This window comes from Paraburkholderia sp. RHO2 (assembly GCF_050955445.1).
In the GTDB taxonomy this organism is placed as follows: domain Bacteria; phylum Actinomycetota; class Actinomycetes; order Mycobacteriales; family Mycobacteriaceae; genus Prescottella; species Prescottella agglutinans_A.
Map to the genome: position 1 here is coordinate 1903777 of NZ_CP162617.1, position 12980 is coordinate 1916756.

At 69.2% G+C, this 12980-nt stretch carries 15 protein-coding genes and 1 pseudogene; 10 read left to right on the forward strand and 6 right to left on the reverse strand.

Annotated features, from left to right (window positions below):
• Positions 1-47 precede the first annotated feature (47 nt).
• From ABTV10_RS08800 to ABTV10_RS08810, 3 genes are read left to right on the forward strand one after another with little or no spacing between them, the layout of a single operon-like run.
• Positions 48-1145, forward strand: coding sequence for a Re/Si-specific NAD(P)(+) transhydrogenase subunit alpha (locus ABTV10_RS08800; RefSeq protein ID WP_499034058.1), 1098 nt, complete (start codon positions 48-50; stop codon positions 1143-1145).
• Complete coding sequence (locus ABTV10_RS08805) at positions 1146-1478, forward strand: NAD(P) transhydrogenase subunit alpha part 2 (protein ID WP_499034059.1); 333 nt, start codon at positions 1146-1148, stop codon at positions 1476-1478.
• On the forward strand, positions 1478-2902 hold the full coding sequence (locus ABTV10_RS08810; protein WP_499034061.1) for an NAD(P)(+) transhydrogenase (Re/Si-specific) subunit beta: 1425 nt from the start codon (positions 1478-1480) through the stop codon (positions 2900-2902). Before ABTV10_RS08805 ends, ABTV10_RS08810 begins: the two co-directional genes overlap by 1 nt.
• Before the next feature lie 84 nt (positions 2903-2986).
• Here ABTV10_RS08810 and ABTV10_RS08815 read toward each other — a convergent pair whose 3' ends face one another.
• Complete coding sequence (locus ABTV10_RS08815; RefSeq protein WP_499034063.1) at positions 2987-4195, reverse strand: MFS transporter; 1209 nt, start codon at positions 4193-4195, stop codon at positions 2987-2989.
• A 123-nt stretch (positions 4196-4318) separates the two neighbouring features.
• On the opposite strand from ABTV10_RS08815, the pseudogene ABTV10_RS08820 reads away from it, so the two are divergent.
• The 3 genes and pseudogenes from ABTV10_RS08820 to ABTV10_RS08830 form a co-directional block, all read left to right on the forward strand.
• Positions 4319-4447: pseudogene (locus tag ABTV10_RS08820) on the forward strand (hypothetical protein); the annotation flags it as partial.
• 33 nt (positions 4448-4480) lie between these two features.
• Positions 4481-4810 carry a transposase gene (locus ABTV10_RS08825; protein WP_499035126.1) on the forward strand — a complete coding sequence of 110 codons (330 nt, stop codon included), beginning with the start codon at positions 4481-4483 and terminating at the stop codon, positions 4808-4810.
• Positions 4807-5661: an IS3 family transposase gene (locus ABTV10_RS08830; RefSeq protein WP_499028888.1), complete on the forward strand. Its 855-nt coding sequence runs from the start codon at positions 4807-4809 to the stop codon at positions 5659-5661. Before ABTV10_RS08825 ends, ABTV10_RS08830 begins: the two co-directional genes overlap by 4 nt.
• Positions 5662-5733: 72 nt before the next feature.
• Here ABTV10_RS08830 and ABTV10_RS08835 read toward each other — a convergent pair whose 3' ends face one another.
• Genes ABTV10_RS08835 through pdhA form a run of 3 tightly spaced genes read right to left on the reverse strand, consistent with a single transcriptional unit; the run spans position 5734 to position 9058 of the window.
• Entirely contained in the window at positions 5734-6969 is a 1236-nt protein-coding gene (locus ABTV10_RS08835) for a dihydrolipoamide acetyltransferase family protein (RefSeq protein ID WP_499034066.1), read from the reverse strand.
• The gene (locus ABTV10_RS08840; RefSeq protein WP_499034067.1) at positions 6966-7964 is read right to left on the reverse strand and encodes an alpha-ketoacid dehydrogenase subunit beta; all 999 of its coding nucleotides are present in this window, start codon (positions 7962-7964) and stop codon (positions 6966-6968) included. The genes ABTV10_RS08835 and ABTV10_RS08840 overlap by 4 nt, the downstream gene beginning before the upstream one ends.
• Positions 7961-9058 (reverse strand): pyruvate dehydrogenase (acetyl-transferring) E1 component subunit alpha, encoded by a 1098-nt coding sequence (gene pdhA, locus ABTV10_RS08845; RefSeq protein WP_499034068.1) that lies wholly within the window; start codon positions 9056-9058, stop codon positions 7961-7963. The genes ABTV10_RS08840 and pdhA overlap by 4 nt, the downstream gene beginning before the upstream one ends.
• A gap of 168 nt (positions 9059-9226) precedes the next feature.
• Here pdhA and ABTV10_RS08850 point away from each other — a divergent pair, with 168 nt between their 5' ends.
• From ABTV10_RS08850 to ABTV10_RS08865, 4 genes are all read left to right on the forward strand, one after another.
• On the forward strand, positions 9227-9697 hold the full coding sequence (locus ABTV10_RS08850) for an Lrp/AsnC family transcriptional regulator (RefSeq protein WP_499034070.1): 471 nt from the start codon (positions 9227-9229) through the stop codon (positions 9695-9697).
• 151 nt (positions 9698-9848) lie between these two features.
• Complete coding sequence (locus tag ABTV10_RS08855) at positions 9849-10892, forward strand: phosphotransferase family protein (protein WP_499034073.1); 1044 nt, start codon at positions 9849-9851, stop codon at positions 10890-10892.
• A gap of 64 nt (positions 10893-10956) precedes the next feature.
• Positions 10957-11568 (forward strand): DJ-1/PfpI family protein, encoded by a 612-nt coding sequence (locus ABTV10_RS08860; protein WP_499034074.1) that lies wholly within the window; start codon positions 10957-10959, stop codon positions 11566-11568.
• Complete coding sequence (locus ABTV10_RS08865) at positions 11565-12011, forward strand: MarR family winged helix-turn-helix transcriptional regulator (protein ID WP_499034075.1); 447 nt, start codon at positions 11565-11567, stop codon at positions 12009-12011. The genes ABTV10_RS08860 and ABTV10_RS08865 overlap by 4 nt, the downstream gene beginning before the upstream one ends.
• Here ABTV10_RS08865 and ABTV10_RS08870 read toward each other — a convergent pair.
• Together ABTV10_RS08870 and ABTV10_RS08875 are read right to left on the reverse strand one after the other, a co-directional pair.
• A complete protein-coding gene (locus tag ABTV10_RS08870) occupies positions 12008-12466 on the reverse strand; it encodes an acyl-CoA thioesterase (RefSeq protein ID WP_499034076.1) in 459 nt (152 codons plus the stop codon). The two genes, ABTV10_RS08865 and ABTV10_RS08870, sit on opposite strands and share 4 nt — an antisense overlap.
• A gap of 29 nt (positions 12467-12495) precedes the next feature.
• Positions 12496-12978, reverse strand: a complete 483-nt coding sequence (locus tag ABTV10_RS08875) for a DUF6328 family protein (protein ID WP_433611722.1) — start codon at positions 12976-12978, stop codon at positions 12496-12498.
• Between the last annotated feature and the right edge of the window lie 2 nt (positions 12979-12980).

The following is a 12980-nucleotide window of genomic DNA, read 5'->3' on the forward strand; positions in this document are numbered from 1 at the left end:
CACACCATCTACCGCAGGAAGTCGAGATATTGGATACATCGAAGAGCGTGGCACAGGTGCGCCCGTCGGTCGGTGTCGTTCGGGAGACGAGCGACGGCGAACGACGGGTGGCGCTGGTGCCCAAGGTTGTGGCGTCGTTGGCCGCGAAGGGGGTCGACGTCGTCGTCGAGCCCGGTGCCGGGCTGGGCGCGCTGATTCCGGACGAGCTGTACAAGGAGGCGGGCGCGACGATCGGCGACGCCTGGGCGGCCGATGCGGTCGTCAAGGTCGCGCCGCCGTCGGACGCGGAGGTCGCCAAGCTCCGGTCGGGGCAGACGCTGGTCGGCTTCCTCGCGCCGCGCAACGCCGACAATCAGATCGGTGCCCTCGCCGCCGCGGGTGTCAGCGCGTTCGCCGTCGAGGCGATCCCGCGTATCTCCCGTGCTCAGGTGATGGACGCGCTGTCGTCGCAGGCGAACGTCGCCGGCTACAAGGCCGTCCTCGTCGCGGCGTCGGAGTCCACCCGCTTCTTCCCGATGCTGACCACCGCTGCCGGCACGGTGAAGCCCGCGACCGTGCTCGTGCTCGGTGTCGGCGTCGCCGGCCTGCAGGCGCTGGCGACGGCCAAGCGTCTCGGTGGCCGCACCACCGGCTACGACGTCCGTCCGGAGGTGGCCGACCAGGTCCGCTCGGTCGGTGCGCAGTGGCTCGACCTCGGCATCGACGCCGCCGGTGAGGGCGGTTACGCCCGTGAACTCACCGACGCCGAGCGCGCCCAGCAGCAGCAGGCCCTCGAGGACGCCATCAAGGGCTTCGACGTCGTCATCACCACCGCGCTGGTGCCGGGCCGTCCCGCGCCGCGTCTGGTGACCGCCGCCGCGGTGGAGGGCATGAAGCCCGGCAGCGTGATCGTCGACCTGGCCGGTGAGACCGGTGGCAACTGCGAGCTCACCGAGCCCGGTCAGACCGTCGTCAAGCACGGCGTGACGATCTGCTCGCCGCTGAACCTGCCGGCCACGATGCCCGAGCACGCCTCGGAGCTGTACTCGAAGAACGTCGCTGCCCTGATCGAGTTGATGCTCGACGAGAACGGCGCCCTGGCGCCGGACTTCTCCGACGAGATCCTCGCCGGCGCGTGCGTGACCCGGTCGAAGGAGAACTCGTAGATGTACACCGAACTGTTGGCGAACATCGCGATCCTGGTCCTGGCCGGGTTCGTGGGCTTCGCCGTGATCTCCAAGGTGCCGAACACGCTGCACACGCCGCTGATGTCGGGCACCAACGCCATTCACGGCATCGTGGTGCTCGGCGCGCTGGTCGTGCTCGGGCATCTGCCCGGGGACGCCCCGTGGTCGATCAAGGTCATCCTGTTCGTCGCGCTGGTGTTCGGCACCCTGAACGTCGTCGGCGGCTTCGTGGTCACCGACCGCATGCTCGCGATGTTCAAGCCGAAGAAGGACGCCCCCAAGGCAGCTGAGAAGAAGGGGGCTGACGCCTGATGAGCTACCTCGTCACGATCCTGTACATCGTCGCGTTCTCGATGTTCATCTACGGTCTGATGGGCCTGACCGGCCCGAAGACCGCGGTGCGCGGCAACTACATCGCGGCCGTCGGCATGATGGTCGCCGTCGTCGCGGTCCTGATCGACATCCGCGACACCGACAACTGGATTCTCATCATCGGCGGCCTGCTCGTCGGCGTCGTGCTCGGCGTCCCGCCGGCGCTGCGGACGAAGATGACCGCGATGCCGCAGCTCGTCGCGCTGTTCAACGGTGTCGGTGGCGGCACGGTCGCGCTGATCGCGTGGGCCGAGTTCCTCAACTCCGACGGCTTCACCACCGTCGAGACGACGCCGTCGGCGCCGTTCATCGTCGGCTCGCTGTTCGCGGCGATCATCGGTTCGGTCTCGTTCTGGGGCTCGCTGGTCGCGTTCGCGAAGCTGCAGGAGCTGCTGAACAAGGGCTTCGAGAAGAAGGTCGTCGCGTCGGCGAAGCTGTTCCAGCTCGCGAACATCGTCCTCGCGCTGGTGTCCGTCGGCCTGGCCGTCTACATCGGCCTGGGTGCCGACGGAGACCCGCAGTCGCCGTGGCTGATCGTCGGCCTGCTGGTCGCGGCCGGTGTCATGGGTCTGTTCGTGGTGCTGCCGATCGGCGGCGCCGACATGCCCGTCGTCATCTCGCTGCTCAACGCGCTGACCGGTCTGTCCGCGGCGGCCGCGGGTCTGGCGCTCAACAACCAGGCGATGATCGTCGCCGGCATGATCGTCGGCGCGTCGGGCTCGATCCTGACCAACCTGATGGCCAAGGCGATGAACCGCTCGATCCCGGCGATCATCTTCGGCTCCTTCGGCGGCGGTGACGCCGGCGGTGCGGGCGCCAGCGCGTCGGGCGGCACCGTGAAGGCCACCTCCGCGTCCGATGCGGCGATCCAGATGGCGTACGCCAACCAGGTCATCGTGGTGCCCGGCTACGGTCTCGCCGTCGCGCAGGCGCAGCACGCGGTCAAGGAGATGGCGGCCCTGCTCGAGGAGAAGGGCGTCGAGGTCAAGTACGCGATCCACCCGGTCGCCGGCCGCATGCCCGGTCACATGAACGTCCTGCTCGCCGAGGCCGACGTCGCGTACGACGCGATGAAGGAGATGGACGACATCAACGGCGAGTTCTCGCGCACCGATGTCACCGTCGTCATCGGCGCCAACGACGTCACCAACCCGGCCGCCCGCGAGGACGCGAGCTCGCCGATCTACGGGATGCCGATCCTCAACGTCGACCAGTCGAAGTCGGTCATCGTCCTCAAGCGGTCCATGAGCTCGGGCTACGCCGGCATCGACAACCCGCTGTTCACCGCCGACCAGACCTCCATGCTGTTCGGCGACGCGAAGAAGATGGTCTCCGAGGTCACCGAGGAACTCAAAGCCCTGTAGGCCTCGGCGCATTCCGGATACACGAAGACGGCACCTGGCGGGCGATCCCCCTCCGCCCGCCAGACGAAGGGACCCTTCACACGCTCACGGCGTGTGAAGGGTCCCTTCGGCCGTTACGGCGACCGTTCGGCGGGGCGGGTGCACCACACCGGCGAAGCGGGCCGCGACGAGAACGCACACGAGCGGCACGATCATGGCGATGGTGAGCGGCACCAGATGCGTGAGCCATCCGATCGTGGCCGGGCCGGCGAGGAAACCGATGTAGCCCATGCCGACGACTCGGGACATGTTCGCCCCGGCCGCGCCGGCGCCGAGGTTGCCCGCGGCGGTGAAGATCTGCGGCACGCACCCCGAGAGCCCCAGCCCGAACAGTGCCCACCCCAGCAGGGTCGTCGGCAGCCACCCGGAGACGACGACCAGCGCCATGCCGGCCGCCGCGACCAGGGCTCCGTAGCGGACCACCGCGACGGGACCGAGCGCGGCGCTGACGCGGTCCGCGGTGAACCGGCCCACCGTCATCGTCAGCGAGAAGGCGCCGAACGCGAGCGCCGCGACGGACTCCGGGACGGCCAGATGTTCCTTGACCTGCAGCGTGGTCCAGTCGTTCGCGACGCCCTCGGCGAGCATGAGCGCGAACGCGACGGCGCCCAGCGCCAGCACTCGCGGCGAGTATCGCCCGCCTGGGCGGGCGTCGTGGTGTTCGCGGCGCGGGTGCGCCGACAGCGGTAGCAGCCGGGTCGTGCACACCGCGACCACGACGACCCCCACCGCGGCCGACGCGGCGAGCGTGACCGTCGGCGACCGGCCGGCGGCGATGGTCGCCGCGCCGACCGCTGATCCCACGACGCCACCGATCGAGAACATCCCGTGGAACGCCGACATGATCGGGCGCCGGTAGGCCTGCTCGAGGAGGACGGCCTGCGAGTTCATCGACACGTCGAGGGCACCGTTGCCGAACCCGAAGATCACCAGTGCCAGGCCCAGCTGCCATGCGTTCGACGCCAGACCGGGGCCGATGGTCGCGACCGACAGCAGTGTGCCGCTGAGCGCGACCAGCAGCCGGCTGCCGAACCTGTCGGCGAGCGGTCCCGACAGCTGCATACCGGCGATCGCGCCGACGGCCAGCAGCAACAGCAGCGACCCGAGTGTCGAGTGGGAGATGTCGGTCCGGGTCTTGATCGCGGGAATGTGGACCACCCACATCGCGAGCAGGAACCCGTTGATCCCGAACACGCCGAAGATCGCGGCCCGCGCCGAGCGCAGATGCGTCGGCTGCTCGGTACGGGGATGCACGTATTCCTTTGTACCCAAGGCCCGGGACAGCTGAAGGGACCCTTCATACGCTGACAGCGGGTGTGAACTGCTCCCCGGAAGTTGGACTGAGAAATTCGGTTCCGATGTCCGGGGAGCAGTTTTATGCGTGCACGAAGTTCACTGTCCGAGGATCAGCGGGTGGTGGCTGTAGCGTTGTTCGAGGTCGGTGTGGGTGACCGCACGGTCGCGACGAGGTTGGGCGTGGGTCGGCCAGCCGTCAGACGGTTGTATGACCGGTGGCGGGTTCGCGGAAGAGGAGTTCTGGTGGCCAAACCTCGGGACAGACGGTCGTTCTCGTTCGAGTTGAAACTCGACGTAGTGCGCCGCGCTATCGCCGGCGAGGCGAAGGTCGACCTCGCCCGCGAGTTCGACCTGTCCTCGCCGAAACTGATCGAGACGTGGGTGCGCAAGTACCGCAACGAGGGCGAGGACGGGCTGCGCCCGAAGCGGGCCGGGCGTCCCCCGAAACCCGCCGATCCCGGGCCGGACGAGGTCAGTGAGCTCGAGCAGCTGCGCCGCGAGAACGAGGTGCTGCGGGCGCAGGTCGCCTACCTGGGAAAATTACGGGCCTTGAGGGCGCAACAACGACGGTGAAGGTCGCTGCCGTCGTCTCCCTCAAGGCCGAACACCGCATCGATGTGCTGCTCGAGGCCACCGGGGTGGCCCGGTCGACGTTCTTCTATCACCAGGCGCGTCTGCGGGCACCGGACCCGAACGCCGAGTTGAAGGCCGCGATCACCGAGGCGTTCGTGCGCAGCCGCGGCCGCTACGGGCACCGTCGCATCCACCACGCACTGACCCGTGCCGGCTGGCGGGTGGCGAAGAAGACGGTGCTGACGCTGATGCGCACGCTCGGGCTGGCCTGCCGGGTCCGACGCAAGCGCAAGTACGTCGCCTATCAGGGCCAGGTCGGCACGATCGCGGCGAACCTGCTCGACCGCGACTTCACCGCCGACGCCCCGAACCGCAAGTGGGTCACCGACGTGACCGAGTTCCGCATCGGCGACGACAAGCTGTATCTGTCACCGGTCATGGACCTGTTCGACCGGCAGATCGTCGCCCACTCGATCGGCCCGTCACCGACGCTGCAACTGACCAACAGTTCGCTGCAAGCCGCGCTCGCGACCCTCGACGACGGGCAGGCCCCGCTCGTGCACTCGGATCAGGGATTCCAGTACCAGCACTCGTCCTGGCGACGGCTGCTCGCTGAAGCCGCTGCGACCCAATCGATGTCGCGCAAGGCCAACTGCTACGACAACGCCGTGATGGAGAACTTCTTCGGCCACCTCAAAGCCGAGCTCTTCGACCACACCCGATACCCCGACACCGAGGCGCTGACCACCGCGATCGACGACTACATCGACTGGTACAACACCGAACGGATCTCCACAAAACTCGAGGGCCTGAGCCCGGTGCAATACCGGACCCAGGCCCTCGCGGCTTAGGCTCCCACTTAGCCAGTCCAACAATCGGGGACCAGTTCAGTGAAGGGTCCCTTCAGCTGATGCCGGGTGCGTTCAGAGCAGCGCGAGCAGGGCGGGCACGGGGTCGGTGAGCACGGCCCCGAGATCGGCGAGGAACGTCGACGCCTGCTCGCCGTCGACCAGGCGGTGGTCGACGGTCAGGCTCAGCGTCGTCACGTCCCGCGCCACGATCTCGTCGCCGCGGACCCATGGTCGCCGGTTGATCGCGCCGAGCGCGAGGATCGCCGCCTCGCCCGGGTTGAGGATCGGGGTGCCGGTGTCGACGCCGTAGACCCCGACGTTGGTGATCGTGATCGTCCCGCCGGTCAGGTCCTGCGGGGTTGCCCGACCCGATCGTGCGGTGTCGGTGAGGTTGGCGATCGCCCGGCACAGGTCGGGCAGCGTCAGCGTCCCGGCGTCCTTGACGTTCGGTACGACGAGGCCGCGCTCGGTTGCGGTCGCGATCCCGAGATTCACGTAGTGCTTGGTGACGATCTCCTGCGGGTCCTCCGACCACGACGAGTTCAGTTCCGGATGGGCTGGCAGCGTGAGCAGCAGCGCCTTCGCCACCAGCGACAGCGGCGTCAGGTGCAGCCCCTCGAAGGCCGTCGAGGCGCGCAGGTGCCCCAGCAGGTGCACGGTCTCGGTGACGTCGACGGTCAGGAATTCCGTGACGTGCGGCGCCGTGAAGGCGCTGGCCACCATCGCCGCCGCGGTCTGTCGACGGACGCCACGGATCGGTGTGCGGGTCTCCCGCGCGTCCGGGACGGGGGAGGCGACGGCGGGTGTGGCCGCCGGCCGAGCCTGCTCGACGTCGTCGACGGTGACCGCACCGTCGCGGCCCGTGCCGGTGAGTGTGGTCAGGTCGACGCCGAGTTCGCGGGCGGTGCGCCGGGCGGCGGGCACGGCGTCCGGCCTCGCTCCCGCGGACCGGGACGGCTGCGCGGCGGGCCGCCGGCGCCGGCTGGGGGCGGGGGACGACGGCCCGTAGCCGACGAGCACCGAGTCGGTCTTCGGCTCGCCCCGCGGTGCGGCGCCGGCGGGCCGGGCGGACTCGATCCGGATCAGGGCGGCGCCGACGGGCACCGTGTCGCCGGGCCGAGCCAGCAACTCCCGGACCACGCCCGCGAACGGCGACGGCAACTCCACCAGCGCCTTGGCCGTCTCGACCTCCGCGATCACCTGATTGAGTTCGACGGTGTCGCCGACGGCCACCGCCCACGACACCAGTTCGGCCTCGGTCAGCCCCTCCCCGAGGTCGGGGAGCCGGAACTCCTCCACCCCGCTCACGACGCCAGCACCTCGTCGACAGCGGCGAGGATCCGGTCGGCGTCGGGGACGTGGTGCTTCTCGAGCTTCGCCGGCGGGTACGGGATGTCGAATCCGCCGACCCGCTGGACGGGCGCCTCGAGTTGGTAGAAGCAGCGCTGCGAGATGCGGGCGGCGATCTCCGCGCCGAGCCCGACGAACACGGGGGCCTCGTGCGCGACGACGAGCCGTCCGGTGCGCCGTACCGATTCCTCGACGGTGTCGAAGTCGATGGGGGACAGCGACCGCAGATCGACCACCTCGAGCGACGTGCCCTCGGCGGCGGCGATGTCCGCGGCCTGCAGGGCGGTCGGCACCATCGACCCGTATGCGACGAGGGTGGCGTCGGTGCCCGCCCGGGCGATCCGTGCCCAGTCCAGCGGCAGGTCGGGTTGCGCGTCCACGTCCACCTCGCCGCGGTCCCAGTAGCGGCGCTTGGGTTCGAGGAAGATCACGGGATCGTCGAGGGCGATCGCCTGTCGGATCATCGCGAACGCGTCGGCGGGATTGCCGGGCGCGACCACGCGCAGGCCGGCGGTGTGCGCGAAGTACGCCTCCGGCGATTCCGAATGGTGCTCGACGGCGCCGATGCCGCCGCCGTAGGGGATGCGAATCGTCAACGGCGCCGTCACGTGGCCGCGGGTCCGGTAGTGGATCTTGGCGACCTGCGACACGATCTGGTCGAACGCCGGGTAGACGAAGCCGTCGAACTGGATCTCGCACACCGGCCGATAGCCGCGCAGCGCCAACCCGAAAGCGGTTCCCACGATGCCGGATTCGGCGAGCGGCGTGTCGAGGACCCGGGCCGGGCCGAAGTCCTTCTGCAGCGTGTCGGTGATGCGGAAGACGCCACCGAGCTTGCCGATGTCCTCGCCCATCAGGACCACCTTGGGGTCGTCCTCGAGCGCCCGACGCAGCCCGGCGTTGAGCGCGCCACCGAGCGTCATCGTGGTCGCGGAGCTGATGACGGCGTTCATGACAGGGCCTCCTCACCTGCGGTCAGGCTGTCGAGGTACGCCCGATACTCGGCGCGTTCCTCTGCGATCAGGGGATGGTCGGTGGCGTAGACGTGCTCGAACAGCTCGTCCGGGCCGGGCTCGGGCGCGTGGAGGGCACCGGCGCGCAGGCGGGACGCGACCTCGTCGGCGCGGGCGGTGACGCGCGCGTCGAAGGCGTCGTCGACCAGTCCCTCGCGGTCGAGCAGTCGGCGCATCCGCTCGATCGGGTCGCGCGCCTTCCACACCTCGTTCTCGGCCGCCGCTCGGTAGCGGGTGGGATCGTCGGCGGTGGTGTGCGGGCCCATCCGGTACGTGATCGCCTCGACGAACGACGGGCCGGCGCCCTCGCGGACGCGGCGCGCGGCCTGCCGGGTCACCGCCAGGACCGCGAGGACGTCGTTGCCGTCGACCTGGACGGCCGGCATGCCGTAGCCGGCGGCGCGCAGCGCGATCGGGTGGGGGCTCTGCAGTTGGACCGGTTCGCTGATGGCCCACTGGTTGTTCTGACAGAAGAAGACGACGGGCGCATTGAAGCTCGTCGCAAAGCCGAGTGCCTCGGCGATGTCGCCCTGGCTGGTCGCGCCGTCACCGAAGTAGACGACGGTGGCGATCTCGGCGCCGTCGAGGTGCGCGCCCAGCGCGTACCCGGTCGCGTGCAGCCCCTGCGATCCCACGACGATCGCGGGATTGGTCATGTTGACCGTCGCCGGATCCCAGCCCGAGTACGCGCAGCCCCGCCACATCCGCGTCATCACGGCCGGGTCGACGCCGCGACAATAGGCGACGGCGTGCTCGCGGTAGCTGGTGAAGATGTAGTCGTCGGGATTCAGGGCATGCACCGAGCCCACCTGCGCGGCCTCCTGCCCGAGCAGCGGCGCCCAGATGCCCAGCTGCCCCTGCCGCTGCAGGTGCGTGGCCTCGGTGTCGATGCGCCGGGAAACCACCATGTCCTCGTACAGATCCCGGAGTTCGTCGGGGCCCACGTCGGACACGAGCGCGGCGTAGTCGGGTCGGTGCACGCGCCGTCCGTCGGGTTGGACGAGCTGCACCGGAAAGTCGATCCTGTCGGCCATCGGGGTCACCTCGCTGGCTCTGGATCCGACGGCGCCTCGTGAGCGATCGCCGGATCGTTTGTGCTCTACCTCACAGCATCCGCCGTTCCGCGATCTGCGCAAGTGGCATCGTCACGATTCAGCATTGTGCACAGGTTCGGGGGTACTCCGACGGGCATACTGCGGATTATGACCACTCTCGATGCCACCGATGCCCGTCTCCTGCTCGAGCTGTCCCGGAACCCGAGGGCGACCGGTGTGGAGCTGGCCCAGCGACTCGGCCTGTCGCGCAACACGGTCCAGGCTCGCCTGTCCCGCTGGGAGGCGTCCGGTGCCCTCGGTGGGTTCGACCGTCGCGTCGACCCGCGGGCCCTCGGCTACCCCCTCGCCGCGTTCGTCGCCACCCAGGTGGACCAGCATCGACTCGACGACGTCGTCGACGCGCTGGCCGACATCCCCGAGGTCGTCGAGGTCTACGGCATGACCGGGCTGACCGACCTGTCGGTGAAGGTCGTGGCGACCGACGCGGACGACCTGTACCGGCTGGCTGGGCAGATCCTCAAGATCCCCGGCGTGGAGCGCACCAACATGGCGCTGGTGATGCGCGAACTGGTCGGTCCGCGAACCGCGCCGCTGCTCGACCGCACGGCCCGGCAATGAACGGTGAGCATTCCGTAATACCCGCGTGACGGCCTGTGGGGGGCTAGCATCTGCGGACGGGCGTCGCGGGGGCGCCGGATCGAAACACGCAGAGCAGTCGTTTTTCACCATCCGGAAGTACGCACGAGGCACGGCAGGGGAGTGATGCGCAATGGGCGTTGTGGGCCTGAACGAGGACGCCGTCTCGACGTGGATCACCGGACTCGGCGTGGGTGCGCTGGCGCCACTGTCGTTCGAGCGGATCGGCAGCGGCCAGTCGAATCTGACTTATGCGGTGCGTGATTCGGGGGGTGGCCGGTGGGTGCTGCGCCGCCCGCCCCTGGGTCGGCTGCTCGCCTCCGCGCACGACGTGGAACGGGAGCACCGAATCCTGTCCGCTCTGCAGGGAACTGGTGTGCCGGTTCCGAAAATGCTCGGTCTCACAAAGGATCCGGCGATCACCGACGCGCCGCTGGTCCTCATGAGCTACGTCGACGGCGTCATCATCGACGACGTCGTCGCCGACGGTGAGCAGGCGGCCGCGCGGCTCACCCCCGAGCGCCGCCGCGCGATCGGGCTGTCGCTGCCCAAGGCGCTGGCGAGTATCCATCGCGTGGACCTCGAAATGGCCGGCCTGCTCGATCTGGCCAGCACCAAGCCCTACGCGCCCCGGCAACTCAAGCGGTGGTCCGCGCAGTGGGAGCAGTCCAAGACGCGCGACGTGCCCGGCATCGAATCGCTCACCGAGCGCCTGTGGCGGAACATCCCGGAGCAGACGGAAACCACGCTGGTGCACGGCGATTTCCATCTCAGCAACGTCATCACCTCACCCGACGACGGCCGGGTCGTCGCGGTACTGGACTGGGAGTTGTGCACGCTTGGCGATCCGCTCGCCGACCTCGGCGGGTTGCTCGCGTACTGGCCGCAACGCAGCGACGGAATGTCCGGGCTGCTCATGGCGTCGACGCTCGAGGGCTTCCCGACCCGGGACGAACTGGTGGAGGTGTACGTCCACGAGACCAAGCGGGACGTGTCCGCCGTCGGCTTCTGGCACGTCCTGGCGCTGTGGAAGCTCGCGATCATCGTCGAGGGGGTCCTGCGCCGCACCATGGACGATCCGCGTAACCGGGCCGAGGGTGGTGGCCCGACGGCTGAGGTCGTCGACGGCATCGTGCGTCGGGCGGTCGCGACGGCCGACGAGGTCGGCCTGAGCTGATCGCACCCGCCGTGTCTACGCGCCGCACATTGACATGGTGCTGTCAACATGACAGATTGCTGTCATGACTGAAACTGTGTACGTCGCCGTGTACGACACCTTCGTCGACTGGGAGATCGGCCTCGCGATCGACCACATCAACAAGCCGACGTGGCAGAAGCAGCCGGGCCGCTTCACTGTCTCCACGGTCGGCGCCACCCGCGAACCCGTCGTGACCATGGGCGGTCTACGGGTCGTCCCCGACACCACGCTCGACGAGATCGGACCGCAGGGGAGCGCGATGTTCATCCTGGCCGGCAACGACATCTGGAACACCGACCAGTTCACCCCCTTCGCTGCCAAGGCTCGCGAGTTCCTCGACGCCGGGGTTCCGGTCGCGGCGATCTGCGGTGCCACCGGTGGGCTGGCGATGGCCGGGCTGCTCGACGACCGCGCGCACACGAGCAACGCGGCCGAGTTCCTGAACTCCGTCGGCTATGCGGGCGGGCACCTGTACCGAGACGAGCCGGCAGTCACCGATCGCGATCTCGTCACCGCCGCGGCGAACGCTCCGGTGCACTTCGCCCGCGAGGTCCTCGAGCGGCTCGACGTGTTCGAACCGAACGTCCTGGCCTCATGGTTCAAGCTCTACGGCCAGCGCGACCCTGCGGGCTTCTACGAACTGATGGCCGGATGAGCACGCGTGCGGAACAGGACCTGCTCAGCGGTCTCGCGCTCGGGACTTTCCGGCTCAACGGCCAGTTCCTCGACGTCGCGGAGGGCCTGGCGCGCCCGGTCGGGCTGACCGCGGCGTGGTGGCAGGTGCTCGGCGCCGTCTTGCCGGAGCCGCTGTCGGTCTCCGATATCGCGCGCGAGATGGGGATCACCCGGCAGAGCGTGCAACGGATCGCGGATCTGCTGGTCGCACGCGGACTGGCCGAGTACCGGCCGAACCCGGCCCACCGTCGCGCCAAGCTCGTCGCACCGACCGAGGAGGGGCGCCAGGCGAACTCCCGAATCAACCCTGCTCATGCGGAGTTCGCCGGCCGCCTGGCGCGGGCCGTCGGCCACGACGAGTTGGCGGACACCCTCGCCGCGATTCGCCGGCTGTCGGCCGCCTTGGACCGGCTCGCCGACTAGTCGTACGAGACGGTGAGCAGGCTTGCGGCGCTGCGGATCTCGGGCGGAATCGGGACCGGCCGACGGGTGTCGGGGTCGACGTACACATGGACGAACCGTCCTGTGGCGGCCAGTTCCAGGATGCCGTCGGGGTCCTCCCGGAAGATCGCCAGCGCGTACACGATGCTGCTGGTTCCGAGGCGTTCGACGGACAGGCCGACGTGCAACTGGTCGGGGAACGACAGTTCGCGCACGAACCGGCACGATGTCTCGGCGACTATCCCGATCGCGGGCAGCTCGCGGATGTCGAGTCCGGTGCTGGCCATGAGCCATCCGTTGACCGCGGTGTCGAAGTACGAGTAGTAGGTGACGTTGTTGACGTGCCCGTAGTGGTCGTTGTCGGCCCAGCGGGTCGGCACCGGCCACAGTGCGGGATACGCCTCGGCGCGCGGGTCGGGCTCGTCGGGGGCTGCCATGGGATCAGACGATAATCCCTCGCGCGCGGCTAGCGCAGTTCGTCGTCGCGCCGCAGCAGCGACGGGACGACGAACCACAGCGCGACGAAGACCAGCGCGGTCAGCGCGCCGATCAGCTTCGCGCCCCACCCGCCGACGGCGATTTCCGCGACGATCAGCACCGTCCCGACCATCGTGGCGGCGAGGAACCCCGAGCCCGCAAGCGCGCACCGGTTGGCCTGGCGGAGGATGTCCTCGCGACGGCGGTGCCGGAACAGGACCCGGTGCCACACGGCGGGGGCGATCAGCAGCGCCGACGACGCCGCCGCGCACAGAACGGTGATCAGGTGCAGGGTGCGCACGTAGGTGGACTGTTCCTCGTAGGCCTCGGTGAAGACGACCGCGAGCAGGAACGCGAACAGGATCTGCACACCGGCCTGCTGCACACGGAGTTCCTGCAGTAGTTCGCTGAAGTTCCGGGCGAGCCGCGCGTTCGGCGTCTCGCCCGAGTCGGAGGGTGGCAGGTGCGGCATCG

Coding starts and splice junctions, on each gene's coding strand:
- ABTV10_RS08805 (WP_499034059.1), top strand. CDS start 1,146: ATGTACACCGAACTGTTGGCGAACATCGCGATCCTGGTCCTGGCCGGG.
- ABTV10_RS08810 (WP_499034061.1), top strand. CDS start 1,478: ATGAGCTACCTCGTCACGATCCTGTACATCGTCGCGTTCTCGATGTTC.
- ABTV10_RS08840 (WP_499034067.1), bottom strand. CDS start 7,964: ATGAACGCCGTCATCAGCTCCGCGACCACGATGACGCTCGGTGGCGCG.
- pdhA (WP_499034068.1), bottom strand. CDS start 9,058: ATGGCCGACAGGATCGACTTTCCGGTGCAGCTCGTCCAACCCGACGGA.
- ABTV10_RS08850 (WP_499034070.1), top strand. CDS start 9,227: ATGACCACTCTCGATGCCACCGATGCCCGTCTCCTGCTCGAGCTGTCC.
- ABTV10_RS08855 (WP_499034073.1), top strand. CDS start 9,849: ATGGGCGTTGTGGGCCTGAACGAGGACGCCGTCTCGACGTGGATCACC.
- ABTV10_RS08860 (WP_499034074.1), top strand. CDS start 10,957: ATGACTGAAACTGTGTACGTCGCCGTGTACGACACCTTCGTCGACTGG.
- ABTV10_RS08865 (WP_499034075.1), top strand. CDS start 11,565: ATGAGCACGCGTGCGGAACAGGACCTGCTCAGCGGTCTCGCGCTCGGG.
- ABTV10_RS08870 (WP_499034076.1), bottom strand. CDS start 12,466: ATGGCAGCCCCCGACGAGCCCGACCCGCGCGCCGAGGCGTATCCCGCA.
- ABTV10_RS08875 (WP_433611722.1), bottom strand. CDS start 12,978: ATGCCGCACCTGCCACCCTCCGACTCGGGCGAGACGCCGAACGCGCGG.